Source organism: Xanthomonas nasturtii, assembly GCF_023337365.3.
Classification (GTDB): Bacteria; Pseudomonadota; Gammaproteobacteria; order Xanthomonadales; family Xanthomonadaceae; genus Xanthomonas; species Xanthomonas nasturtii.
Genome location: NZ_CP142084.2, coordinates 1308373 through 1331512, shown reverse-complemented (window position 1 = coordinate 1331512; position 23140 = coordinate 1308373). Strand labels below are relative to the sequence as shown.

Annotated in this window: 20 protein-coding genes and 2 pseudogenes; 6 read left to right on the top strand and 16 right to left on the bottom strand. The window is 60.5% G+C overall.

What is annotated here, in order from left to right:
• Positions 1-65: 65 nt before the first annotated feature.
• The 3 genes from M3O59_RS05840 to M3O59_RS05830 all read right to left on the bottom strand — a co-directional run bounded on the left by M3O59_RS05840 (position 66) and on the right by M3O59_RS05830 (position 3485).
• A complete protein-coding gene (locus M3O59_RS05840; protein ID WP_147308589.1) occupies positions 66-1544 on the bottom strand; it encodes a glycoside hydrolase family 30 protein in 1479 nt (492 codons plus the stop codon).
• Between the two features lie 292 nt (positions 1545-1836).
• Positions 1837-2706, bottom strand: coding sequence for an NAD(P)H-hydrate dehydratase (locus tag M3O59_RS05835; RefSeq protein WP_116906867.1), 870 nt, complete (start codon positions 2704-2706; stop codon positions 1837-1839).
• On the bottom strand, positions 2706-3485 hold the full coding sequence (locus M3O59_RS05830) for a histidine phosphatase family protein (RefSeq protein WP_116906869.1): 780 nt from the start codon (positions 3483-3485) through the stop codon (positions 2706-2708). The genes M3O59_RS05835 and M3O59_RS05830 overlap by 1 nt, the downstream gene beginning before the upstream one ends.
• Before the next feature lie 180 nt (positions 3486-3665).
• Here M3O59_RS05830 and M3O59_RS05825 point away from each other — a divergent pair, with 180 nt between their 5' ends.
• Positions 3666-4295, top strand: a complete 630-nt coding sequence (locus M3O59_RS05825; protein ID WP_116906866.1) for a TetR/AcrR family transcriptional regulator — start codon at positions 3666-3668, stop codon at positions 4293-4295.
• 110 nt (positions 4296-4405) lie between these two features.
• Here the strand turns inward: M3O59_RS05825 and M3O59_RS05820 are convergent, their stop codons facing one another.
• The 11 genes and pseudogenes from M3O59_RS05820 to M3O59_RS05770 form a co-directional block, all read right to left on the bottom strand.
• A complete protein-coding gene (locus M3O59_RS05820; protein ID WP_147308588.1) occupies positions 4406-4885 on the bottom strand; it encodes a hypothetical protein in 480 nt (159 codons plus the stop codon).
• A 13-nt stretch (positions 4886-4898) separates the two neighbouring features.
• Positions 4899-5114: a hypothetical protein gene (locus M3O59_RS05815; RefSeq protein WP_373418999.1), complete on the bottom strand. Its 216-nt coding sequence runs from the start codon at positions 5112-5114 to the stop codon at positions 4899-4901.
• A 99-nt stretch (positions 5115-5213) separates the two neighbouring features.
• Positions 5214-5459: an XAC0095 family protein gene (locus tag M3O59_RS05810; protein ID WP_116906863.1), complete on the bottom strand. Its 246-nt coding sequence runs from the start codon at positions 5457-5459 to the stop codon at positions 5214-5216.
• A gap of 119 nt (positions 5460-5578) precedes the next feature.
• A pseudogene (locus M3O59_RS05805) lies at positions 5579-8758 on the bottom strand (type I restriction endonuclease subunit R).
• Entirely contained in the window at positions 8758-10377 is a 1620-nt protein-coding gene (locus M3O59_RS05800) for a restriction endonuclease subunit S (RefSeq protein WP_116906862.1), read from the bottom strand. Before M3O59_RS05800 ends, M3O59_RS05805 begins: the two are co-directional and overlap by 1 nt.
• Positions 10370-10801: a nucleotidyltransferase substrate binding protein gene (locus M3O59_RS05795; protein WP_249051982.1), complete on the bottom strand. Its 432-nt coding sequence runs from the start codon at positions 10799-10801 to the stop codon at positions 10370-10372. The genes M3O59_RS05800 and M3O59_RS05795 overlap by 8 nt, the downstream gene beginning before the upstream one ends.
• A gap of 13 nt (positions 10802-10814) precedes the next feature.
• Positions 10815-12629, bottom strand: coding sequence for a class I SAM-dependent DNA methyltransferase (locus tag M3O59_RS05790; RefSeq protein ID WP_258872264.1), 1815 nt, complete (start codon positions 12627-12629; stop codon positions 10815-10817).
• 17 nt (positions 12630-12646) lie between these two features.
• The gene (locus M3O59_RS05785) at positions 12647-13600 is read right to left on the bottom strand and encodes a restriction endonuclease (protein WP_239687042.1); all 954 of its coding nucleotides are present in this window, start codon (positions 13598-13600) and stop codon (positions 12647-12649) included.
• A 92-nt stretch (positions 13601-13692) separates the two neighbouring features.
• Positions 13693-14001, bottom strand: a complete 309-nt coding sequence (locus M3O59_RS05780) for a type II toxin-antitoxin system RelE/ParE family toxin (protein WP_064634692.1) — start codon at positions 13999-14001, stop codon at positions 13693-13695.
• A 6-nt stretch (positions 14002-14007) separates the two neighbouring features.
• Positions 14008-14661: a YlcI/YnfO family protein gene (locus tag M3O59_RS05775; protein ID WP_309544550.1), complete on the bottom strand. Its 654-nt coding sequence runs from the start codon at positions 14659-14661 to the stop codon at positions 14008-14010.
• Positions 14651-15181, bottom strand: coding sequence for a hypothetical protein (locus M3O59_RS05770; RefSeq protein WP_064634690.1), 531 nt, complete (start codon positions 15179-15181; stop codon positions 14651-14653). Before M3O59_RS05770 ends, M3O59_RS05775 begins: the two co-directional genes overlap by 11 nt.
• Positions 15182-15321: 140 nt before the next feature.
• Here M3O59_RS05770 and M3O59_RS05765 point away from each other — a divergent pair.
• A protein-coding gene (locus M3O59_RS05765) for an IS3 family transposase (RefSeq protein WP_409350120.1) occupies positions 15322-16673 on the top strand; the annotation gives its coding sequence in 2 pieces (ribosomal slippage) (positions 15322-15778 and positions 15778-16673; 1353 coding nt in all).
• Positions 16674-16744: 71 nt separating this feature from the next.
• On the opposite strand, the gene M3O59_RS05760 is transcribed toward M3O59_RS05765, so the two are convergent.
• A complete protein-coding gene (locus tag M3O59_RS05760; RefSeq protein ID WP_343242922.1) occupies positions 16745-18028 on the bottom strand; it encodes an XVIPCD domain-containing protein in 1284 nt (427 codons plus the stop codon).
• 147 nt (positions 18029-18175) lie between these two features.
• Between M3O59_RS05760 and M3O59_RS05755 the strand changes: the two are divergent.
• Positions 18176-18394: pseudogene (locus M3O59_RS05755) on the top strand (hypothetical protein).
• A 41-nt stretch (positions 18395-18435) separates the two neighbouring features.
• On the opposite strand, the gene M3O59_RS05750 reads toward M3O59_RS05755, so the two are convergent.
• Positions 18436-19353 (bottom strand): hypothetical protein, encoded by a 918-nt coding sequence (locus M3O59_RS05750; protein WP_181920692.1) that lies wholly within the window; start codon positions 19351-19353, stop codon positions 18436-18438.
• A gap of 462 nt (positions 19354-19815) precedes the next feature.
• On the opposite strand from M3O59_RS05750, the gene M3O59_RS05745 reads away from it, so the two are divergent.
• From M3O59_RS05745 to M3O59_RS05735, 3 genes are all read left to right on the top strand, one after another.
• Positions 19816-20679, top strand: coding sequence for a Smlt3025 familytype IV secretion system inhibitor (locus tag M3O59_RS05745; protein WP_116907016.1), 864 nt, complete (start codon positions 19816-19818; stop codon positions 20677-20679).
• 25 nt (positions 20680-20704) lie between these two features.
• Positions 20705-22030, top strand: a complete 1326-nt coding sequence (locus M3O59_RS05740; protein ID WP_330462326.1) for a Smlt3024 family type IV secretion system effector — start codon at positions 20705-20707, stop codon at positions 22028-22030.
• Positions 22031-22265: 235 nt separating this feature from the next.
• Complete coding sequence (locus M3O59_RS05735; protein ID WP_116907055.1) at positions 22266-23129, top strand: Smlt3025 familytype IV secretion system inhibitor; 864 nt, start codon at positions 22266-22268, stop codon at positions 23127-23129.
• Positions 23130-23140 lie beyond the last annotated feature (11 nt).

Below are 23140 nucleotides of genomic sequence, written 5' to 3'. Positions count from 1 at the left end.
AAGGTGCCCGCAGGGCGGATGAGGGTACGCTTGCTCGCGATCCAAACCGGCCATCGACGCCCCATCTACCGCATCATCACCACCGTCTGGATCGCATGCGCCGGGATCTCCAACTCGCTGGATGCCTCACCCACATACAGGTTGTAGCGAATCGCCACGTCGGTGGCATTCATCACCACCGTCGCCAGTGACCCATCGCGGTTCGCAAATGCGGTGGTGATCAAATTACTACGGCTGCTGGCCGCACTCACCCGCCGCGCACCCGGCCGGATGAACTTGGAAAAGTGGCCGATATACCAATAGCTCGGCGTATACGTCAGCTCGCCGGTGCGCGTATCTGCATGCACCGGCGCAAAGCAGTAATTGCCCACGTGATTGGGCCCGCCGTGCTGGTCGAGCAGGATGTTCCAGTCGGTCCAGCCCACCGCGCCGTGATTGAGGTCGTTGATGATGGCGGTGCCGTAGCGTTCGCCATTAGGCCAATACTGCAACTTGGCGGCATCGAACTTTTCCACCGCCGCCTCGGTCAGCAGCAGATGCTTGTCCGGGTAGGCCTGCGCCACTGCCGCCACGTTTTCCACCATCGGCTCGAATCCGGCCCAGGTTTCGTACCAGTGGAAGCCCATGCCCCAGGCATATTTGGCCGCTTCCGGGTCGTCGAAGATCACATGCGCGCGGTGCACCATCATGTCGCGGTTGTGGTCCCACACGATGATCTTGCGATCGCCGTAGCCGGCGCTGGCCATGGCCGGCCCCAGATGGTTTTTCAGGAAGTCGCGTTCTTCTTCGGCAGAAAACAGCATCGACTCCCAGGTCTGCACCGCCATCGGTTCGTTCTGCAGGCTGATGCCCCAGATCGGGACACCCGCCTTCTCGTACGCCGCAATAAACCGCGTGTAGTAACGCGCCCAGGCCTGCGCATACTCCGGCAACAGCTTGCCGCCCTTGAGCATGGTCTTGCTGTCTTTCATGAAGGCCGGCGCGCTCCACGGGCTGGCAAACGTGGTGAGCGTGCCACCTGCAGCGGCAATGGCCTGGCGCAACATCGGGATGCGGTACCTGGCATCGTGCTTGACCGAAAAGCTCTTCAGCGCCGCATCGCCTTCCTTGATGTAGGTGTAGCTGCCGCTACTGAAGTCCGAACTGTGGATGGTGGTGCGCGCCAACGTATAGCCAATGCCGTTTTGCGGGTCGTAGTAGGCGGTGAGCAGCGCGCGTTGCGCACGCTTGGGCAGCTTGGCAAAGGTCTCGGCGCTGGAATCTGTGATGGCCCCGCCAATGCCCAGCAGTTCCTGAAACTGCCGCTGCGGATTGACGAAGATGGAGTTCTCTTTCTCGGTCAAGGCATGCCCGGCGACAGGAGCGGCCGCTGTGCTGGCGCGCAACTGTTGCGTGGCGCCTTGAGAGCTGGTGTAGATGCGCAACGCGCCATCGCTGCGCGTCGCTGGCGAGGTCGCATCTGACGCTGACGGGGTCGCCGCGAGCGCCATGGCCGCCGTTACGGCACTCGCGCTGCTCACCGTGCCCAGTCCTATCCCCAGCATTCCCACCACCGACCACGTTATCGCTCGCTTCACCGCGCACCCTCCCAGGTAGATCGCGCAAGCCTAACCGAGCAGCGCGCCGCAACATGGCACAGCAAACGAGCGCAAGCGTTCCCTTCTCCCTTCGGGAGAAGGTGGCGCGCAGCGCCGGATGAGGGTACGTGCGCACGCGAAGGCGCCAGCCACGCGTGTAATGCATCGCCAACAACCTGAAGTACAAGATCGCAATCTGCACCAATCCCGGCAGCCGTACCCTCACCCCAACCCCTCTCCCGCAGGGAGAGGGGCTAGATCACCCGCGCGACAAGCGATCCAGGATGCCTGGCACTTCCGGCCGAATCTCACGCGCCAGAAACCCCACCGTGCCGATCCGCTTCGCCAACTGCTTGCCCGCAGCCGCATGCACGAACACGCCCCACAGTGCCGCGGTCAGCGCATCGCTGCCGCGTGCAGCGAAACCCGCGATCACCCCGGCCAAGGTATCGCCCGACCCGGAGGTGCCCAGACCCGGCACGCCACCACGGTGCACCCACAGCGCACCGTTTGGCCCGGCGATAAAACTGTCCGCGCCTTTGACGATGACCACGCTGCGCATCTTCTTTGCAAATGCCAACGCGTACTCACCGGGCGCCGCTTCCACCGCCGCCTTGTCGTCGCCAGCCAATGTCGCCATCTCACCGGCATGCGGCGTCAGCACGAACGGGCGGCCAGGCGGCGCACGCAAGGTGCGCGACAACGCGCCCGCATCCAGCACCAGCGTGCATACCGCCTTCTGCGCAGCAAGCTTCACCAGTGCAGCGGTCGTCGAAGACGATGCCATGCCCGGCCCGATCACCGCCGCATCGCACGCAGCCAACGCTGCCTCCAGCGCACGATGCCCACGCGTAATCTCGCCCTGCCCGTTTTGCGCCAGCCCCAGCACCAAGGCTTCCGGCACCGCCAACGCCATACCGGGCGCCACGCTCGTCGCCGTGGCGATCTGCAACTTGCCCGCGCCCGCACGCAATGCCGCCTCGCCCGCCAGCAAGGCCGCACCCGGCACACGCATCGAGCCGCCCACGATCAACACGCGCCCACGCTGCTCCTTGTCGCCACCGGGCGGTGGCAGCGGCATCGCGCGCAGCGCGGCAGCGTTCAACGTGCGCAGGCGGGCGGCGGCCATCAGCCTGCTCCGGCCGGCCGGTCGGATTCGGTGGTCACCGGCTCCTGTGCCAGCTCCGGCGACACGAACTTGGTCCGCACCAACTCCAGCGATTGCCCGTCGGCCGCGGCGGCGTATTCGGTCACCCCGCAATTGGGCACATCGCCCTCGCGGTCGATGCCCAGGATGGTCGCCTCGTCCATCCGCTCGATCAGATAACGGAAGCAATTGACGATCACCTGGTGCCCCACGATCAACACGCGCGCGCCCACATGGTTGCGCTGCAAATCGCCCACAACGCTGCGCAGGCGGAAGATCACATCGCACCAGCTCTCGCCACCCGGCGGGCGGAAATAAAACTTGCCCACCAAGTTACGTTGCTCGTACAGCGCGGGAAACGCATCGCGAATACCGGACGTGGTGTAACGGTCGAGCACGCCGAATTCCTTCTCACGCAACCGCTCATCCACACTCACGGCATCGGCTGGCTGGCCCAGCGCCCGCGCCACTGCCGCAGCGGTCTGCCGTGCACGCACATAGGTCGAGCTCAGAATCAGCGTCGGCCGCTCCTGCTCGGGCAACCCGGCCATCCACGCACCCAGCGCCTCTGCCTGGCGCTCGCCCAAGGCCGAAAGCGGAATATCCGCATCGCGATGCTCCAGGTCGATCAGTGCCGCACCATTGGCCTCGGCCACATCGCGCGCCACATTGCCCGCGCTCTGCCCGTGCCGCACCACCCACAACCGCGCCGGCCACTGCGCCGACACCCCTGCAACCGCACTGTTCTCACTCACATGCATCTCCTGCAACCGAGCGTCACGTGTCGCACAGCGGCCGTGAAAAACCGGTCGACCGCCGCATCTGCGCTGACTGCAACGCAGCGCACGCAGCACCCATGACCAATGATCTACAGCCAAGCGAACGCAACGGATGACTAACGCAACGCCGCTATACTGCAGCCCCCCGCCTACCTGCTCCCCATGTCCAACGTTCTGCTGCTACGCACGGCGAAAGAGCGCGAAGAACTGCGCCTGGAAGAGGTGCTGGACGCCACCGAACAGTGCATCGACGCCATCGGCCTGGGCGCCACCAGCTTCGAGCTGATCGCCGAACGCGCCAAGGTCTCCTGCGGCAGCCTGCTGCAACGCTTCGAAGACAAGGACGCGCTGGTGCGCGCATTGCTGGAGCGCAACTACATGCGTGCCATCCGCCAGATGTGGCTGGTGGAACGCCCGGCCAACGTGCACGTGGTGGATTTCATCGCCGGCCTGCTCGAAGACTGGCTGCTGCAGGAAATCAACATCAAGCGCACCCGCATCGACCTGGAACTGCACCTGGCCACCCTGCGCGACCCCGTGCTGGCCGCCTTTATGCGCCGGCAGAGCGCATCGCTGATCGAACACCTCAGCGCCCTGCTCAAACGCCTGCTGCGCGGCCACGCCGACCCGGCCAGCAGCGAACAGGAATTCCAGGCCCGCGTCTTCGCCGTCGCCGCCATGTGCGGCGGCCTGCACAACGTCATGACCAGCGGCATGGAACTCAACCGCATGCATTTGCAGTTGATTTTGCGCGAAAGCTTGTCGGGGATTTTGAAGTCTGCGCCGGTGTAGCGAATTGCTACCGCGCCGTACGGATGATTGCCTACGGCACTCGGTAATCGAGCGCAGCGAAACACCACAATCGCTCAGACGCCGTCAACGTTCGGCGCGCGCGCCGTCACTCATTTGACAGGTACTGCGGCGGCGGCATGCGGCTTCTTGACTGCCTCAACTCTGCTCCAACCCAGCACCTGACCTGCGGGAATCAGGAAGCGTGGCTTGTGTTCGTCGGCAAGCCCGCCAGGCGGCGCCACATAGAAGTCCGAGCCCAATCGGGTTAGCACATCAACTGCCGGCAGCACAAAAACTGACGATTCTGGCTGCGCTCGCTCGCAGCGTGCGTCACCCCAACTCGCCTTGACGATCTGGCAGCCTTGCTCGGTCAATTGCAGCTGCACTCCAGGCAACATGCCGATGCCGAGTTTGCGAACGCTGACATCGACCAAGCCTGACAATCCCCCGCTATAAACCAACACCATCGCCACTGCGGGTCCGATTACTCGAATTCGCTTGTTCAATTCGACACGATGGGTTGCATAGACCGTCCAATGAACAATTACCACCATTACAGCAGTGCTACGCCATAGCAGGCGTCCGGACATCACTCACAGTCCATCAAAGCCGCTGAAGCTCCAACTGGCCCAGGATGGTGCGCACGGCACCGGCCGCATCAAAGATCGCGCTGCCCAACACGGGCAATGTGCGGCGGTCCAGCCGGTCGGCGTTGCCGTCAGCGATCACATCGCCATGGGCGGCGATGGTCAGCAACAACTGATCCAGCGCATCTACCTGCTCCATCGTGATGCCGAAGGCAAACGCATCACGCTGCATGTCATTCCCTGTCCGCCGGCGTGTGCGGGGCGATGCCATTACGGGCCTACTCATGCGACCTCCCCAGCGTCGGCACGCTCACTGTCAGCGGCGCCGGACTCAAGCCGCGGGCCACTGCACCTGTGCCAGCGCCTGCGTTACCTGCTCGGCCAGCAGCTCCAGGCAGCACGCCAGTTCGTCCAAGCGGATGGCTGGCTGCCTCGCCTGCTCTTCGGCCTGCGTACGCGGCTGCGCAAGACGCGCCAAAAACCGCATGTGGTCGCGTAGTTGCTGCAGGCGGTATTGCGCGTTTTCTGGCAAAAAGTAGCCAGCTTCGGCGTTGGGTTGACGATGAGCCTCGGTCATAGGATCTCTCGCATCAAGAGAAACCACCATTTTCGGAGGTGGCAAGCCGCTGTACGAGGAGTTCCGAGGCTCCGTAGTGAAATCCTGCTACTGCTATCGTCTGGCGTCAATAGCGCAACTCATGCAGACCAGGCAGCAGAGAGTGCTTCTGCCTGCTGCAATACCGTGCGAACCGCGGCATCCTGCAAATCAGGTGGATAGCCGTATTTGCGCAGGATGCGCTTCACCAGCACGCGCATGCGCGCACGCGCCGAATCGCGGCGCGCCCAATCCACCGAAGCGCTGCCCTTGAGGCTCACCAGCAGCTCGTGTGCGATGACCTTGAGCGCATCGTCGCCCATCACCTGCACCGCAGATTCGTTTTCTGCCAACGCATCGTAGAAGGCGATCTCATCCTCGCTCAGCCCCTGCTCTTCGCCACGCGCACGTGCCGCGCGGATGTCCTTGGCGATGCGGATCAGTTCCTGCAAGACTTCGGCAGTGGTGATGGCATTGGCGTGGTAGCGCGCAATCGCATCTTCCAGCCGTTCCGAGAACGCCTTTGTCTCCACAATGTTGCGCTTGCTGCGCGAACGGATACCGTCGTTGATGAGCTTGCGCAGCGCTTCCAATGCCAGGTTCTTCTTGTCCATCCGCTGCACTTCGGCAAGAAATTCATCGGACAAGATGGAAATGTCCGGCGACTGGATGCCGGCGGCTTTGAGGATATCCACGATCTCGGTGGAGACCACCGCACGACTCACGATCTGGCGGATGGCGAAATCGCGCTCCTGCGAGCTGACGCCTGAACCCGTCGCGCTTTTGACCAAGGCTTCGCGGATCGCCTGGAAGAAGCCCACCTCCTCACGCACCGCAAGCGCCTCATCCGAGGCGGAGGCCAGCGCATAGGCCGTGGACAAGGCCAGCACTGCGTCCTGGTAGCGGCGTTGCGCTGCCTTCTTGCCATCGTCGCTGCTTGCCGCAGCCACCCATTGCTGCTGCTGATCGAGGATCCACTCGATCGCACCGGCCATCATCGCCAGACGCTGCTGCGGTGTGCCATTCAGTGCGGTGAGGTAATCAAAGCCGTGGTACATGTCCCGCACGACTTCGTACTTCTCCCGCATCACAGCGATCGCCTGCGCTTCGTCGATGCCGGTGTTCTGTTTGTCCTGGGGCGAATACTGCGCCAGTGCGGATTTCAGGTTCTGGGCGATACCGATGTAGTCGACGATCAAGCCGGCCGGCTTGTCCCGAAACACGCGATTGACCCGCGCGATGGCCTGCATCAGGCCATGCCCCTTCATCGGCTTGTCCACATACATGGTGTGCATGGAAGGCGCGTCGAAACCGGTCAACCACATGTCGCGCACGATCACCAGTTTCAACGGGTCGGCCGGGTCCTTGCCGCGGCGCGCCAAGGCATCGCGCCGGGCCTTGTTGCCGATATGTGGCTGCCAGTGCGGCGGGTCGCTGGCCGCGCCGGTCATCACGATCTTGACCGCGCCCAGCGTGTCGTCGTCGCTGTGCCAGTGCGGGCGCAGCTTGTTGATTTCGGTGTAGAGGTCAACGCAGATCTCGCGGCTCATGCACACCGCCATCGCCTTGCCATCCAGCGCAGCCACACGCTCTTCGAAGTGCGTCACCAGGTCTTGCGCCACCAGGGCAAGCCGCTTCTGGCTGCCGACCAGCCGCTCCACTGCCGCTGCCCGCCCTTTCAGCTTTTCCTTTTCATCCGTGCCTTCCCCCTCGAACAGCGCCTCGACCTCGGCATCCAGATGGGGCTTTTCGTCTTCATCCAGTTCAATGCGCGCCAGCCGCGATTCGTAATAGATCGGGACAGTTGCACCATCTTCCACCGCGCGGCTGATGTCGTAGACATCGATGTAATGGCCGAACAGCGCGGGGGTATTGACGTCGGTCGCTTCGATGGGTGTACCGGTGAAGCCGATGAACGAGGCATTGGGCAGCGCATCGCGCATGTATTTGGCAAAGCCATACGAGACCACGCCGGTCCTCGCGTCCAGTTTAGCTTTCAGGCCGTACTGGCTGCGGTGCGCTTCATCGGCAATGACCACTACGTTACGGCGCGTGGTCAGTGGCCCATCCACTTCACCGAACTTCTGCAAAGTGGTGAAAATCACACCGCCGCTTGCGCGATCGAGCAGGCGCGCCAGATCCTCGCGGCTGTCGGCCTGCACCGGCGTCTGCCGGAGCAACGCCTTGCACATCGAAAATGTGCCGAACAACTGGTCGTCCAGGTCGTTGCGGTCGGTCAGCACCACCAGCGTCGGGTTGCGCATCGCCGGATGCTGCACCAGCCGCCCGGCATAGAAGGCCATCAGCAGGCTCTTGCCGCTGCCCTGCGTATGCCAGATCACCCCCGCCCTGCGGTCGCCTGCCGGCTGCGTGTTGACGCTGGCCAGACCGTACTTGGCTGGATCTTCGGCAACGGCGCTGCGTGAGGCGCGAATCGTCGATTCCACTGCGTGGTTGACCGCGTGGAACTAGTGGTAACCGGCAATGATCTTGACCAGTCCGCCACCGGTTTCGCAGAAGGAGGTGAACCAGCGCAGCAGCTCAAGAAACCGTTGCGGCGCGAACACCCCTTCGATCAGCGTTGGCAGCTCCGGCTGCCCCTTGGGCAGCACCTGCCTGCCGTCGGTGGTGCGCCACGGCATGAAGCGCTCCATATCGGCGGACAGCGAGCCGACCCTTGCCGCGATGCCATCGGAGGTAACCAGCACCGAATTGGTATGGAACAACGCGGGGATCTGCTGTTTGTAGGTCTGCAACTGGTTGAATGCACCCACCAGGTTTGCACCTGCACTGCCGGGTGCTTTTAGTTCGATCACCGCCAGCGGCAGACCGTTGACGAACAGCACCACGTCCGGCCGGCGTCTGGTCTGGCCGCTGATGACCACAAACTGTTGAACGGCCAGCCAATCGTTGTTCTCCGGGCTGTCGAAGTCCAGCAGCCAAACCTTGCCCGCTGTCAGCACACCATCGTCTGCGTAGTATTCGACATCCACGCCTTCGGTCAGCAGCGCGTGGATGCGGCGGTTTTCTTCCAGCAGGTTCGGCAATTCGTTTTGGGTGAGCTTGCGGATGGCGTCTTCCCTCGCCTCCGGCGGCAGCTGCGGGTTGAGCCGGTTGACGGCATCGGCCAATCGCTGGTGCAGCACCACGACATCGTGGCTTTCACGTTCCGGCGCTCTACCATCAGGGCCGATGGCCTCGTCTGAGGTGACGGCGTAGCCCAGCCCACTGAGTTGTTCGAGCAAGGCTTGCTCGATGGCGGCTTCGGATAGAAAGGCCATCAGACAGTTTCCGCCATTCGTTCGGCATCCTTTACCCGCAGTTCGCCGGAGAGCAGTTTGGGTAGCAGGGTGTCGCGGAGTTGGGTGAGCATCAAGTTCTGGTTGGTAGACATTGAATCTAAAATCGGGCTAACCAGCGTGACGAATTCCTTCAGCTGCTCATCCGGCGGAATGACAACCTTTTCAACTTTAAGGAAGTGCGACGTCTGAAAATTCGCAATGCCAGTGCTTTGATTTTGATACTCCCACGTACCACCATTCTCATATAAATAGTTCAGATGGCATGCAACTAAGACACCGACACTTAGGCTCACTGGACGAAATCTGCGGCAAAAGCTTGCACAGACAACAGGACTTTCAAAGCGGGCGAGAATAGATCTAGAAATTCGCATAGATCGCCCGGTTGGCTGAACTGGGCTACCACCAGAAATTTCAATTATTATGTCGCCTTCCTGAAGATTACGCGACGCCATTTTTTTTGCTGTCGTGTATCGGGTTGGCGCCCCGCCCTTACCACCACTTTTTATATCGAAAAAATCAGTTCTCCTGATAATAATCACGGGTTCATTATGGTCATCTTCTGGTTTCTCCTTACCCCAATCACCACCGATCGAGCTTTCCAATAGATCTCCGAATGAAGCAACCCGCCAACCCTTCGGAATCAAGCCCAGTTCCGATTCCTGCATATCCTCTGACGCCACGCCGTCGAAGTCCACGAACCAGGACTTGAACAGGGCACGGACCATCGCTTCCAGTGTCTGATCCATACGCTGATTCAGCTCGATTCTTTCGTCAAGATTCCCGAGAATGCGAGCGATGGCACGTTGGTCTGCAATAGGAGGGATAGGGATTTCTAGGGACTGAATACGATCCGTCGGCAATACGCCAGTTCCATGACCCGCTTCGCCAACCATCTGAAGAATTTCGTTAGTCTTAGACTTTATAGCGTATGCCAAGTACGCGGGCAAAACATCGTTGATTGCAAGAAGCGCTTTCACATCTTGGTTGAAAGTGACCGGACGCGTTGCGATACCCATCCGAAATTCAGTCTTAAGGCTCATCCCTCGAACGACGAAGAGAATGCTATCCTTTGGAACAAGGCGTGTTCCATTATGTGCACCCTCGTTGGTAACCCTATCTTCCGAATCAGAAACGAAGAAACTGGTTAGGCTCTTAGAGCTGATCCACGGGATATCACCGCCCCAATAAGAGGCAACGCCTTTGCTGGGGGTGCCACCTGAATACCACTTCGCGCAGTCTTTCAATTGTCGCCTAGGCCACCCTTTTTTCATACCCAAGTAACGATCGCTCTCCTGAACTATCACCTTGTCACGCTTAATGATCTTGCGAAACGAATCACCAGTCGTCGCCCAATCAACCACATCGACCTTCCACGGCAAATCCGATTCGGAAAAATCGTCAGCCAGCGCCGCACTCACCGCCAGCGACAAGGGCTGATCGGTGATGATGGCCAGGTCCAGATCGGAATACTGCTTGGCCAGCCATTTGGCGCGCGAGCCAAAAGCCCATACTTCATATTGCGGCACATGCTTGCACAGAATGTCGCGCACGATCTGCCAATGATCGGGCCGGATGTCGATATTGGGGGTGTCAGACATTGCGTGCTTCCAGCTTTTGCAACAAGTCGCGTGCATCGACGATGAAGTCGAGGGTGCCCTGGTACACCTTCTTCGCCTTTTCGTGGTCGTAGGTGTGCGCGGTGATGTTGCGCATCTGCCGATACTTGAACCAGGCCTCCACGTCGGCGATCAAGCCCTTTTCGGCAGCCACACGCAGCACTTCGCGGAAGTTGGTTTCATCCACCTCCTCCGGGCTGGCGGATTCGGCCTCGATCTGGCGCTTGATCATCTTGATGCCGATTTCATAGACGAACTCGAAATTTTGGATGACGCCTGCCACCAGCGTGTTCTTCACCTGCTTCGATTGCTGGTCGAACCAAGTGCTGTCGCTGACCACGTCCAGGCTGTCTTCCAGCGAAGACACCGCATTGCGCAGTGCTGTGAGGTCGAGTTTCTCATTCATCATGTCTCTCCTGTCAGAACCCCAGGCTCTTCAGATTCATCTCGATCGCTGCGTCAAGCTTCGCCGCTTCCTGCTGCTGCTCCCGCCACAGCGTTGCCAGGCGCTGCATCTTCTTCGCAAACGGTTCGCCGTCATCCTCTTGCGCCGCTGCGCCGACATAGCGGCCCGGCGTGAGTACATGGCCGTGTTTGCGCACCTCATCGAGCGGGGCGGACTTGCAGAATCCGGCGATATCAGCGTAGTCGCCTGCGTCCTGTTCTCCACGCCATGCGTGATAGGTCGCTGCGATCCTGGCCACCTCGGCATCGCTCAATTCGCGCCGGGTGCGGTCGACCAATGCGCCCATGTTGCGGGCGTCGATGAACAGGATTTCGCCACGGCGGTCGCGTAGCTTGCTCTGTAGCACCAGTCCGTTGCTGCGGTCCTTGGCCAGAATCCACAGGCAGGCCGGAATCTGCGTGGAATAAAACAATTGCCCAGGCAGGGCGACCATGCAATCGACCACGCCGGCTTCGATCATCGCCTTACGGATGTCGCCTTCGCCGCTTTGCTGGCTGCTCATCGAGCCATTCGCCAGGACAACGCCAGCAAAGCCGTGCGGGCTGAGGTGATGGACGATGTGCTGCAACCAGGCGTAGTTGGCATTGCCCACCGGCGGTGGCCCGAACGCCCAACGCACGTCATCGCGCAGGCGCTCGCCGCCCCAGTCGGAAATATTGAACGGCGGGTTAGCCAGGATGAAGTCAGCCTTCAGGTCGCGTAGTTCGTCCTTATGAAAGCTGCCCTCGTTGTTCCAGCGGATGTCGCTGTCGATGCCGCGCACGGCGAGGTTCATCTTGCACAGGCGCCAGGTCGTGTAATTGCTTTCCTGCCCATAGATGGCGATGTCGCCAATGCGCCCGCCGTGCTCGTTGACGAACTTCTCGCTCTGCACGAACATGCCGCCGCTGCCGCAGCAGGGGTCGTAGATGCGGCCCTTGTAAGGCTCGATCATCTCCACCAGGGTGTGCACCACGCTGCGCGGTGTGTAGAACTCGCCGCCGCGCTTGCCTTCGGCGCCTGCGAACTGACCGAGAAAATACTCGTACACGCGGCCCAACACGTCTTTGGACTTGGCGCCCTTGTCGTTAAGTGTAATGCCGGAAATCAGATCGATCAGTTCGCCCAGCATCACCTTGTTGAGCGCGGGGCGCGCGTAGTCCTTGGGCAGCACGCCTTTCAGCGATTCGTTGTCCTTCTCGATAGCGCGCAAGGCGTCATCGATCAGCGTGCCGATGCTCGATTGCTTGGCGTTTGCCTGCAGGTGCGACCAACGCGCCTGCTTGGGAACCCAGAAAATATTCTCGGCGAGGTACTCGTCCTTGTCCTCTGCCGCCTGTGGATCTTCGGCCAGCAATGCCGCATGCCGGGCTTCGAAGGCATCCGAGATGTACTTGAGGAAGATCAGGCCGAGCACAACGTGCTTGTAGTCGCTGGGCTCCATGTTGCCGCGCAGCTTGTCGGCGGTTTTCCAGAGCTTGTCGGCGTAGTCGAGTTCGGACACAGATTCCTTCTTGAGAGTTGCAGCCGCAGGTTTGGCCCGTGCCGACTTTGGCTCGGGTGCAACATTGGGCGCAGCTGGCATTTGTATCGCCGCCGTCAAGGCAACCGATCCACCTCGCCCCCGACCAGCGCGGATGCGGCCGTCGTCGATCAGTTGCTGCTTGATGCGTTGGTAGGTGCTGTCCTGCCAGCCCAGTTCCTCACGCAGGCGTTGATTGCCCGCGCTGCCGCCAAGCGAAGCCAACGCGGCGATGAAGCGCTCGATCTTTTGTTCGGTAGATGTCACTTTTTCTTCCTCTGGCTTCAGGCGGGCCAGTAAAGCCGCTTCAGCGGCACAATGCGTTTTGTTTCGGCGTCGGTAGCCGCATAGTGCTCAATCAGCGCGCGCACCACATGGTCCAGCGTCCACAGCGCCAATGGGATGGACGCCCGATCGGCTTCGTACTGCGCATCCTTGCTGAAGCCGCCGGTACTGACATACAAACCGCGATCATCCTTGTGGCGCCCACCAAGAAAGCTGCGAATTTCCTGACTACCCATCTGCCCCTTACGATGCTTAACCTCTACGACAATACGTGGATGTTCGAAGCCAAACCCGTCGGGCGATGCAACGATGTCTTTCCCACGGTCCGAGCCGGGAGGCGAGACCTGGGTCTTGTAACCCATCGCTCGCAGAATGCCGGCCACAAGTTGTTGCATGTCATTCCAGCCAAGCTCGCTGACCAGATCCTTTATGCGCTCAAGCGCCTGGGATTCGATACCTGCAAGAGGGTCGGCAACGGCTTCGTCCAGCGCTTGTTCGATCTCCTGTACCGGCTTACCTTTGAGCACTGCCAATATCTCGTCGGCGGCACTGGGCGGCACCTCAAACAATGTCAGTGTGGAGCCAAGGCTATTCTTGGTTGAGATACCCAGGTGATCGCGGGGAAGCTCCTGCTGCAGCCATTGCACCTTGCGCGCAAGCGCTATCCCTGATTCGGCCGACTCAGGGAGGTACTCCGCCTGCCCCGCCACAGTGCCAACTGCGTAAAGGCGATTCGCTGGCGAGTAAGTAATGACCCAATCGTCTTGCTGAATTTCATTTACGAAACGCCATACCTGCGAGGCTCCGGAAATGACGGTACCAGGTCTGGCCAATGGCTCAGCAGCCTGATAAATCGCGATTAATTGCTTGCGATCAACACCTGGCTTGGCCTCAGCCGCGAGCTGAGTCCAACCTACTGCAACCACGCCTTGCTCGCGAAATGCTTCGTACAAGCTCCCGCCCTCACCGCGCACCATCCACATCCGTGCCATCACGACCCTCTTCTTAAATTCAAAATTTTCTATACATTCTTCGTCGCAAGACCTTAGCACCAGTCGTCTTCACGCTGATGCCTCACTGCGAGCGCGAGCACCGTCTGCTTGTCTTGGACTTCGAACAACAGCGCATAGCCACTTGGGCCGAAGCCAATCACCAGCTCACGCTGAAAAGGGTCGCCTTGGCGAACTTTACGACAGCTCAGCGGTGCCACTTCAAGCACGGTGATGCCATCACCAATGAACTGCAAAGCGCGCTCGGCCACAGCGAAATCGGCTCCAGCCCGCTGCAACAGGTCGTCGTAGAGCCGCGCAAGATCATCACGCGCCTCCTTGGTAAAACGGACGTTGAAGCGCACCCTGGATCAGCCGTTGCGTGTCTTGTCTAGCTGGGACTGCAAGCCGGTCATCACATCTTTGGTGTCGATATAGCGACCGGACGCCTTGGCGCTATCACGCGAGGCCAGCCCGCGCGCAATGAAGGCTTCCTGCTGCTGCCGCTGCTGCACCTGGGCGCGCACGGAGTGCTCGACAAAGCTGGAAAGCGTCTCACCCTCCTGCAACACGGCTTCGGCCGCTTCGCGCAGCGCGGGATCTACCCGGAGCGATGGAAGAGATGCGGATTTCATGGCAAGCCCAGTGCGTTGCAATTGCGATGCATTATCGCAAGCGAGCGCCGGCGCTTCAATGTTTTCTTTGCAGACCTGAGCCGACGATGTCGCAGCTACGCCGATGCAATGGCACGTAGACCTGAAGCACAACGCTTGCGCGTGCCGGTTCGGCTGCATCTCGCGCGCGAAGCCCTGCGATTCCACACGCGCCTCGATACCGCGGAACCGGGCCCAATCAAGATTGACCACCGCATCGACGTCATAGGTGGCGCGGACGCTTTCCGCCAATGGATCCGATACCAGCAGGCCAACGACTGCGCCGCCGAGGAAAACCACGTGGTCGCGAAGTTCGCCCAGTGCATCCGCAATCACCAGCAGATGCGGCAAATTGGGATCGTCAGAGCGCATCGCCAAGCCCCAGCAATTGTTTGAGATAGCGCGCTGCCAGCGTGCGCTCGCGGGCACGCCCGCTGCGTAGGGCGTCTTGCAGCGCCAGCAGTTGGTGCAAGGCAGGGTCGGCCAGCGCAGCGTTGGGCACACCGGCCGACAACGGCGACAAGCCAGGGCCTTTGGCTGTGCCCTGCGCGCTTGGCCACACCGGTGCATCCCCTGGGGCGCTGGCAATCGCAGTGGACAATGGGGGCACGCCAAAGGCCGTAGGAATGCCACGCCTTAGCGGCCCGATGACGGCAGGAAAGGCATAACGCACGCCGTGGACCGCAAACTCGTGCAGCGCCGTGCGCACCGTCTCCCACTCACCACGGCTTTTTTCCAGTGCCAAACCGGATGCCACCGCGCGCTTGACGCTGCGATGCACCTGAGAGGCGCTCATGCCCAGTGCTTCTCCAAGGGCGGCATATGTCCAGGCCTGGTCCGCCTGCGCGACCTGCTTGTAGAGCACCACCAGATCCTGGGGCTTCAATTCCATAGCCAAGCCCGCCTTATTCCATATTCCGGAATATGGAATATCGGTCGAGCGAATGATTTTTGCAAGCGGGTTTTTGGAAGCGAACCCTAGTATGAAGTGACCCCCGGAAGTTGGACACCCCGTCCAACTCCGAGGATTTCATGAATCGATATGACGCACGCTTCAAACTTCAGGTCGCCAAGGAGGCCTGCAAGACCTCAATCTCGCTCAAGGCGGTGGCCCGCAGTTATGGTCTGGATTTCTCTACGGTCAGGCGTTGGGCAGCGACCTACCGGCTACATGGTTGGCGCGGGTTTGACCGCAAGCCTCGGTCCTACGATGTCCCGTTCAAGCTGGAGGTTCTTGAAAAGATGCGCCAGGAGGGGATGTCTGCGCGCGAGGCCACGAGCTACTTCCAGATAGGCAGTGCCGGCGCGGTGGCACAGTGGCAACGGCTGTATGCTGACGGCGGCGCCCAAGCGTTAGCGCCACCTCCATTGCCGCCTCACAAACCGATGAAAAAGACCAGCTCGTCCAAGCCCGCCGAGGACATGAGCCGCGATGAGCTGCTCAAGGAAGTGGCCTACCTGCGTGCGGAGACGGCCTACCTAAAAAAACTCGATGCCTTGATCCAGCAAGAGCAGGCGGCGCAGCGTACAAAGCGCACGCCGTCCAAGGATTGAGGCAGACCCACGCACTGCCGCTTTTGCTCGAAGCGGCCGAGCTATCACGCAGCACGTTTTACTACCAGATGCATGCCCTGGCCCATCCCGATCAGGGCGAGGTCGCGCTGTGCGAGCGCATCCGCGCGATTTACGATGAACACCAAGGGCGCTATGGCTATCGCCGCATCACACTGGAATTGGCCAAACAGGGTGAGGCGATCAACCACAAGCGGGTGCAGCGTCTGATGGCCGCACTGGGCCTGCAATCGCGGGTACGCATCAAGCGCTACCGCGCATTCAAGGGCGCAGCCAATGTCATCGTGCCAAATATACTGGACCGCCAGTTTGAAGCCGCTATGCCTAACCAGAAGTGGGTGACCGATGTCACCGAGTTCAAGGTGCAGGGCATGAAGCTCTATCTTTCACCAATCATGGATCTGTACAACGGCGAAATTGTGGCTTACCAGATGAAACGCCGGCCGGTGTTGGACCTGGTAGGTCAGATGCTGGATCAGGCAATCAAGAAACTGTCACCCGACGCTCGGCCGATGATCCACTCTGACCAGGGATGGCACTACCAGCACGAAAATTACCGGCATAAGCTCGCAAACCATTCTCTGAAACAAAGCATGTCCCGACGCGGCAACTGCTTGGACAACGCGGCCATGGAGAGCTTCTTCGGGACGCTGAAGTCAGAATTTTTCTACCTCAACAGCTTTGACAGCATCGAACGCCTAGAAGCCGGGCTGGTGGAGTACATCAGGTACTACAACGAAGACCGGATCAAGTTGAAATTGAACGGCCTGAGCCCGGTAAAGTACCGGCAACAGGCCGAGCTAGCTGTCTGATCGCCCAACTGTCCAGCTTTTGGGGGTCACTTCACCACTGGTTCACGGCCGAAGGGTGGGAGCTGACGACCTCACCCAATACTCCGGGGCCTGACCACCTCTTCCTGCGCCACCGATCTTTCCTGTGCCTGACTCTGCGCTTGCGCCAACGTACGCGCATCGAGCTCTTGCAGCTTTGCCAGTGATTGCTCTACCGGCGTATTGACGGCCATGTCGGTGGGCATGCTAGCGCGTAGGTGGGCCGGATTGCTTGGTTCGCCTTGCACCACGAAGACGGTGGCACCAGCCGCTGCACGCGGTGTCTGGTTGCTCAGCAATACATGGTCGATCCGCTCAAGCCCATGCTCCTTCGCCAGGTGGGCCAGGCTGGCGCTCATCCGCTCCCTGTGCGCATCGCTGGCGCGGCCCATGCTGGCATCCAACCGGCCAACCAAGGTGCTGGCCTGTGCATGCAACGGATGAGGCGCGGGGTGGGCGTCTTCTGCGTCTGCATGTCGTGGCCTCCCAGGCACCGGCGCTGCAGGCCCGCCGTTCTGCCGCTGCGGCTGGGCCGGCCGATGCCCCTGCTCCTCCTGCCCTGGCTGTACCCCTTCACGCCCTCGCCCTTGGTCCTGTTGCTGCTCCTGCACCGGCCCGGGTGTAGTGCTGGTCAGCACGTATTGCCAGCGCGTCTGCGCGGGGTTGCCTTGAACCGCCGCGATGAACCCATCGTAGTCGGCTGGATGAATTGTCTGGCAGCCAGCCGAATCGGTACTGCCGCTGGAACCGCGATGAATCTTGAAGGTGTCGTTGAGATTTTGCCCACCGTTGAGATCGGCTTGATCAAACCAGCCGTCCGCATTGCTATCCCGCTGTACGCCGCCCCTCCCTGCATCGACTGCCGCCTGACTTGGGCGTAATGCATTGTCTTGGGTGCCTGGCCGGCTGGGATTTGGGTGCTGCCCCATCCGCATCTCGATGGTGCCCTCGCTCAAGCGGCCAAGATCCCTGATGCCATCGGCATTGACGTCCTCGCCTTCGATCTTCCTTGGCCTGGTGATGCTCTCAAAGCCCGGCGACGGCGCAAATGTCCTGTTCTCTATGCCGCCTTCCGCACGCGGGCGCCGCCCCGTGTTGCCGGCATGATGATCGTATTGCGCTGTCGGCTCGGTGTTTGCTTGCTGGGCAACCTGCGTATGACGCGTGCCATAGGCATCCTTCCACAGCACGACTAGGCGATCGTTGTAGACACCCGTGCCGCCCTGGGCTTCATTGATTGCAGGGGTTGCAGGATCGTCGCTACGCAGGCTTCCGGCATGCGCACGATCCTGCATGGCCGCAAGCGTTGAGTTTTCCTGGCGAAGTCCCAGCACCACGCGCTCGTTGGGTCACGAGAGTGCCTCGTGCGCGGCCTCGTTACCTCTTACCTGCACGATGCTGGCGTAAACGTCATAGCGCTGTGCGTCGCTCAAGGCAGTCATTTGCGCCTGCGGCGGAATTGCTGGCTGGTTTGACGCGGCTTGTTGCAAGCGTTGCAACACACTGGCATCCGCAGCGGAGACGGGCCCTTGTTGTTGATTGGCGATCACACCGGCGGACGCTACGCCAACATAGCGATCCAACGCGTCGCGCACGACCTCTGACTGGCCTTGTCTGCGCTCCTCAAGCATGAGCAGCGCCTCGGCCTGTTGATTGGCGTTGAACAACGCAGAAATCTGGTCGGCCGTTGCACGGATGTCTAAATCGTTGGATCTCGCCATTTCGATGCTCCTTGCAGAAGTGGTCACTCGCTGATGAAACGGTCCTCACCATCTGGATAATCCGCACATGCCGGTTCGCCTGTGCGCTGCTGGCGACACGGCCACTGCGCTCTAGGTATCCGTTGGACAAGCTCGAAGCGCTCGCCTGTCCATCGAAGAAAACCAAAATGGGCGTAAGACCCGACCCGCTTCGGGTCATCGGTGGCAAGCGGCTGGTCGGGATCAAATTCCATCAGCCAGCGCACTGTCGGTGCCACGGGCAACTTGTCGTCGAACAGAAAAAGCTCCGAGCCGCCGTGATCGTTTTGCCTGCCAACATCTTGTGCAGTCAGGCTGGGCGCTGGCGGAAATACCGCTGCACTCACATCGCGTGCGGTGCCGTCCTTGGTGACGCGATAAGCCTTGCGTCCTTTGCCTGACTGGCACGCAAGACCTGCCTCGTCCGCACTGCATTTCACCGACCAGACCAGGTACACCGTTTTCTCGGGATCAGCACTTTCGAACGAGCGGATCGTCAGATCACCCGCAACCACGGTGAAGTCAGCGCGCCGTCCCAGGCCGGGTGCGGCCACATACACGGCATCGCGCAAGCTGGCTTCGCGCGCCTGCAGCGAGGCGTCAACCGCATCTGCAGGCAGGGCAAGCAGCGCACGCGCCATATGCGCAGGTGCCGGGCCTTGGCAAAACCCGTCCCTTAGCAACGGTGCGGGCGAGGAGCCCTGCGATTGCGTACGGTCCACGCAGACGGCACCCATCTGCCGTTCCAGTTTGAAGGACACCCAAGGTGAAGGCGTGGCAGCAGGCGCTTCAGGAAAAGACGATGCTTCGTGTGCACTACTTGAGGGCGTTGCGGCAGCCTGCTCCACCGAAAGCCGTGCACACCCAAGCGTCATGATGGGCACCAGCACGGTTGCCACGATGCAATGCGTCAACTTCTTCACGGGCATCCTTGAACGGAGAGGACGAACGCTCCGGACTGTGGCCGCACGAGGAGGCTCGGTCAAGTGACTGATCGGAGACCAAAATGGTTCAGCGGCGCTCCTATTTTGGCCCGAATTAACCCTGCATCCAGCAATGACGCCATCTGCAGGCATTCAGTGCGACCGTCCGGGTTGGGCAGCAATCCGGATAGAGCGAAAAGTTCAACTAACACGCGGCGTGCGACTCCATGTGATCGCCAGCATTGACGGGATGGCACCGGTCTGCGCGTAGCGGTCGAGTCAGCACACATGGCGAGCTGCCGCTGCACGGCCAACCTTGTGTCCGCGCGCACCTCCTGCCCACAACGCGTGATCGCATTCCAATGTCATGCGGCGCACTGCACATGCACTGGCTGAGCCCTTGCTGTCGCGTTGATCGTGATTTGCCTATAGTTCGCGACGAACCCTGCAATGGATTGACCAATGCGCATGATGTCATCCGGCTGGTGCCTGGCCCTTGCACTCGCCGTGGCTGTCACCGGCAGTGCCTGTGCACGGACGCCATCACCCGAACACAAAAGGACTTCCCCCATGTCGGACACCGTCACCACAGGCCGCACCATCAACGGGCACACCTACTCGGACGCTCCGGTGGACGTAAAGCTCGGGCCGCATATCTTCCGCATTCCCGCCAACTACCTGGACAGCCAGATCGCACCGTGGTCCAGCGAGGTGGTGACGCTGGTCATCGAGTGGCCGGACATGACCCACACCCCGCCCGGTGCGCGGGCCAACCCGCGTACGAATGATTTCCGCAAGGAGATCCACGCAGCGATTGACTACGTTGACCGGGTCCCGATTGAGGAATTGCTGGGACGTTTTTCATCGAACGAAGCGCTTACCAAGCCTGATTGGGTCGAACGAGGCAATCCTGTGGAGAGACTCGATCTCCGGATTGCGCAGCCTGAAATGCTCGGATTGATTCCCTATGCCATCGACGAAGAGAAAATGGCCGCGTACGTGAAGGCGTACGAAGCCCACTACGGCGAGCCTCCGGCGCGCAACCCTGCGCTTGAGTATGACTGGTACGTTGCGCGCGACACTGGCGGCAATCTAACAACCTTTATCAAATGCGACAGCGCCAAATTTCGCAAGGACGGCATACGACTTGAGGACAACCAAGTCATTGATGATGAGGGCTCGGTTGTTGCTGATTGCACTCACTACCTCGTCGATGTCGAGAACAAGCTGTCTATCACGCTTCACTACCACCGCGCATTTCTCAAGGACTGGAAGCGCATGGAAAAAGCCATCAGGGACGTACTGGCCCGCACCAAGGTCAAGTGACCAGTGCATTGACAAGGAGTGAAATATGAGCGGACTGACGGAGCAGGATCTCAGGATCCTTTCAACCTATGCAAATAAGGGCAATCGTGAGCTGTATTGGAACTATCTTTCACAGCTAGATGGTGCTGATGGTTATGGAACGCTTGCGTTGGGCGTGGTGCGCAACGACAGTTTGCCGGGACGTGTAGCGAACAGTTACGCGCAAGATTATGCAAGAACGCAACACGAAAACGGCTCGCGCTTTGCGAACGCTAACCTCACCGAGCGGCAGTGGGAGGAATTTGGACAGACGCTGCTGACAAAGGATCTTGAGCTTCGGCAAAACTGGCTCCTTAAAGATCGCCCAGATCTGGCACTGAACCTACCAGGCGCCTCCGTCATGCTCGCGCACGACCGCGCGTTTGAGCAGCATCGTCTCGACCCCAACTGCTGGACCCCACGCGTCCTCCTGCAGGCAGCCCTGGAAAAAAGCGGCCCCCAGAAGCTGGAACAGATCTGGACCAACATGCTCGACAACGAATATGCCGGCGCCACCCGCATCAGCAACACGGGTTACGAGACCTTTGCGCAGATGGGCCTGGCGGCCGGTAGCGAGTACCTGGCCAAGCTCGGCACTACCGAGGCGATCCAGATGCTGGAAGGCCGCTCCGCGGTCGACCCCAATGTGATCGGCAGCAACAGCTTCTACGCGATGTACTTCGAAGAAGAACAGAAGTGGATGAATGTCAGCACCGTTGGCGGGCATCCGTCCATGCGCGAGGAAACCAATCCCGGTCGCATTGCAGAACTCAACGACGCGCGCGAGGTACGTCTGGAGCGTCAGCAGAAAGCCACGCAGTTCCATGCCGATGATCCGCACCGCGCCATCACCCGCAGCCCGTTCACCGCATCGGTCGATGGGGTTTCCGATCAGATGCAGGCGCCAACCAAACTGGCCGATATCGGCCCCGACCACCGTAACTACCCTTTGCTGCAGCAGGTGCGCGCCGGCGTGGGCGCCATCGATGCGCAGGCCGGGCGGACGCACGACGAGAGTAGCGAGCGCCTGATTGCCAGCGTGATGACACTCGCCCGCCAGCACAATCTGGACCGCGTCGATCACGTTGTGCTGAGCAATCAGACTGCCGAACACCCGGCAGGGCGCACGGTCTTCGTGGTGCAGGGAGAGTTGAACAACCCTGCGCACCTGCGCGCTGCCATGCCGACCGATGTGGCGGTGCGCACGCCGGTGGAGCAGTCGCTGCAGCAGCTGGAGACGGCAAGCGTGGAGCGGCAACAGGCGCTCGCGCAGAGTCAGCAGCAGGACATGGACAACCGGACCCGCGAGAACGCAACAATGCGGATGGGCTGAAGCAACGGCGCGGCCCATTGGCCTGCGGCGTTTGCACGACTGCGCCTGGCTGCTGGTCGCTGCCGCGCCTTCCCTGGCCGGTCTTGCTCCTCGGGACACCAGACACCTGCGCGCCGCCGATGCCGCGCACCGCGCGCAGCATGGTGATGCCCCCCTCCCGCAGGCTGGGCCGTTTGTTGTCGCGCTGATCCCAAGTTGCCTATAGTTCGCTATGAACCCTGCAATGGATTGACCAATGCACATGATGTCATCCGGCCGGTGCCTGGCCCTTGCACTTGCCGTCGCTGTGACCGGCAGTGCCTGTGCACGGACGCCATCACCCGAACAAAAAAGGACTTCCCCCATGCCAGACAACGTCACCACAGGCCGCACCATCAACGGGCACACCTATTCGGACGCACCGGTGGACGTAACGCTCGGGCCGCATATCTTCCGCATTCCCGCCAACTACCTCGATAGCCAGATCGCACCATGGCCGGGCGAAGGCGTGACGCTGGTCATTGAATGGCCAGACATGAGCCCCACCCCGCCCGGGGCACGGGCCAACCCGCGTACGAATGATTTCCGGAAGGAGATTTCCGTGTCGATCGACTACGTCGACCGTGTTCCAATCGAAACCTTGTTGGCCAGGCGGTCTTCCAATGAGGCTATTACCGAAGCGAATTCCGTGGAGCGAAAGGATCCAAGGAACCGCCTTGAACTCCGCGTTTCTAAAGACCAGATCCTGAGGCTAACACCCTATGCCATCGACGAAGCAAAAATGAGGGAGTACTCAAGCGAGTACGAGGCACGCTACGGGAAGCCACCGGTCCGCAACCTTGCTTATGAGGATGACTGGTACGTTGCGCGTGATGCCAGCGGCAACCTGACCACCTTCATCAAATGCGATAGCACCAAGTTCCGCGACGACGGCGTAAGACTTCAGGGCAATGAGGTCATCCATGAGAAAGGGGCCATCGCCGCAAGTTGTTTTCATTATTTTGCTGATATTGAAAACAAACTCTCGATCAACTTGAACTACAAGAGGGCGTTCTTGAAGGACTGGAAACGCATGGAAGATGCCGTGAGGGACGTTCTAACGCGCACCAAAGTCAAGTGACGGAATAAGTA

What these genes read in the sequence shown, in the direction of transcription:
- M3O59_RS05840 (WP_147308589.1), bottom strand. Translation starts at nt 1,544, where the DNA reads ATGCTGGGGATAGGACTGGGCACGGTGAGCAGCGCGAGTGCCGTAACG.
- M3O59_RS05835 (WP_116906867.1), bottom strand. Translation starts at nt 2,706, where the DNA reads ATGGCCGCCGCCCGCCTGCGCACGTTGAACGCTGCCGCGCTGCGCGCG.
- M3O59_RS05830 (WP_116906869.1), bottom strand. Translation starts at nt 3,485, where the DNA reads ATGCATGTGAGTGAGAACAGTGCGGTTGCAGGGGTGTCGGCGCAGTGG.
- M3O59_RS05825 (WP_116906866.1), top strand. Translation starts at nt 3,666, where the DNA reads ATGTCCAACGTTCTGCTGCTACGCACGGCGAAAGAGCGCGAAGAACTG.
- M3O59_RS05820 (WP_147308588.1), bottom strand. Translation starts at nt 4,885, where the DNA reads ATGTCCGGACGCCTGCTATGGCGTAGCACTGCTGTAATGGTGGTAATT.
- M3O59_RS05815 (WP_373418999.1), bottom strand. Translation starts at nt 5,114, where the DNA reads ATGCAGCGTGATGCGTTTGCCTTCGGCATCACGATGGAGCAGGTAGAT.
- M3O59_RS05810 (WP_116906863.1), bottom strand. Translation starts at nt 5,459, where the DNA reads ATGACCGAGGCTCATCGTCAACCCAACGCCGAAGCTGGCTACTTTTTG.
- M3O59_RS05800 (WP_116906862.1), bottom strand. Translation starts at nt 10,377, where the DNA reads ATGTCTGACACCCCCAATATCGACATCCGGCCCGATCATTGGCAGATC.
- M3O59_RS05795 (WP_249051982.1), bottom strand. Translation starts at nt 10,801, where the DNA reads ATGAATGAGAAACTCGACCTCACAGCACTGCGCAATGCGGTGTCTTCG.
- M3O59_RS05775 (WP_309544550.1), bottom strand. Translation starts at nt 14,661, where the DNA reads ATGCGCTCTGACGATCCCAATTTGCCGCATCTGCTGGTGATTGCGGAT.
- M3O59_RS05770 (WP_064634690.1), bottom strand. Translation starts at nt 15,181, where the DNA reads ATGGAATTGAAGCCCCAGGATCTGGTGGTGCTCTACAAGCAGGTCGCG.
- M3O59_RS05745 (WP_116907016.1), top strand. Translation starts at nt 19,816, where the DNA reads ATGCGCATGATGTCATCCGGCTGGTGCCTGGCCCTTGCACTCGCCGTG.
- M3O59_RS05740 (WP_330462326.1), top strand. Translation starts at nt 20,705, where the DNA reads ATGAGCGGACTGACGGAGCAGGATCTCAGGATCCTTTCAACCTATGCA.
- M3O59_RS05735 (WP_116907055.1), top strand. Translation starts at nt 22,266, where the DNA reads ATGCACATGATGTCATCCGGCCGGTGCCTGGCCCTTGCACTTGCCGTC.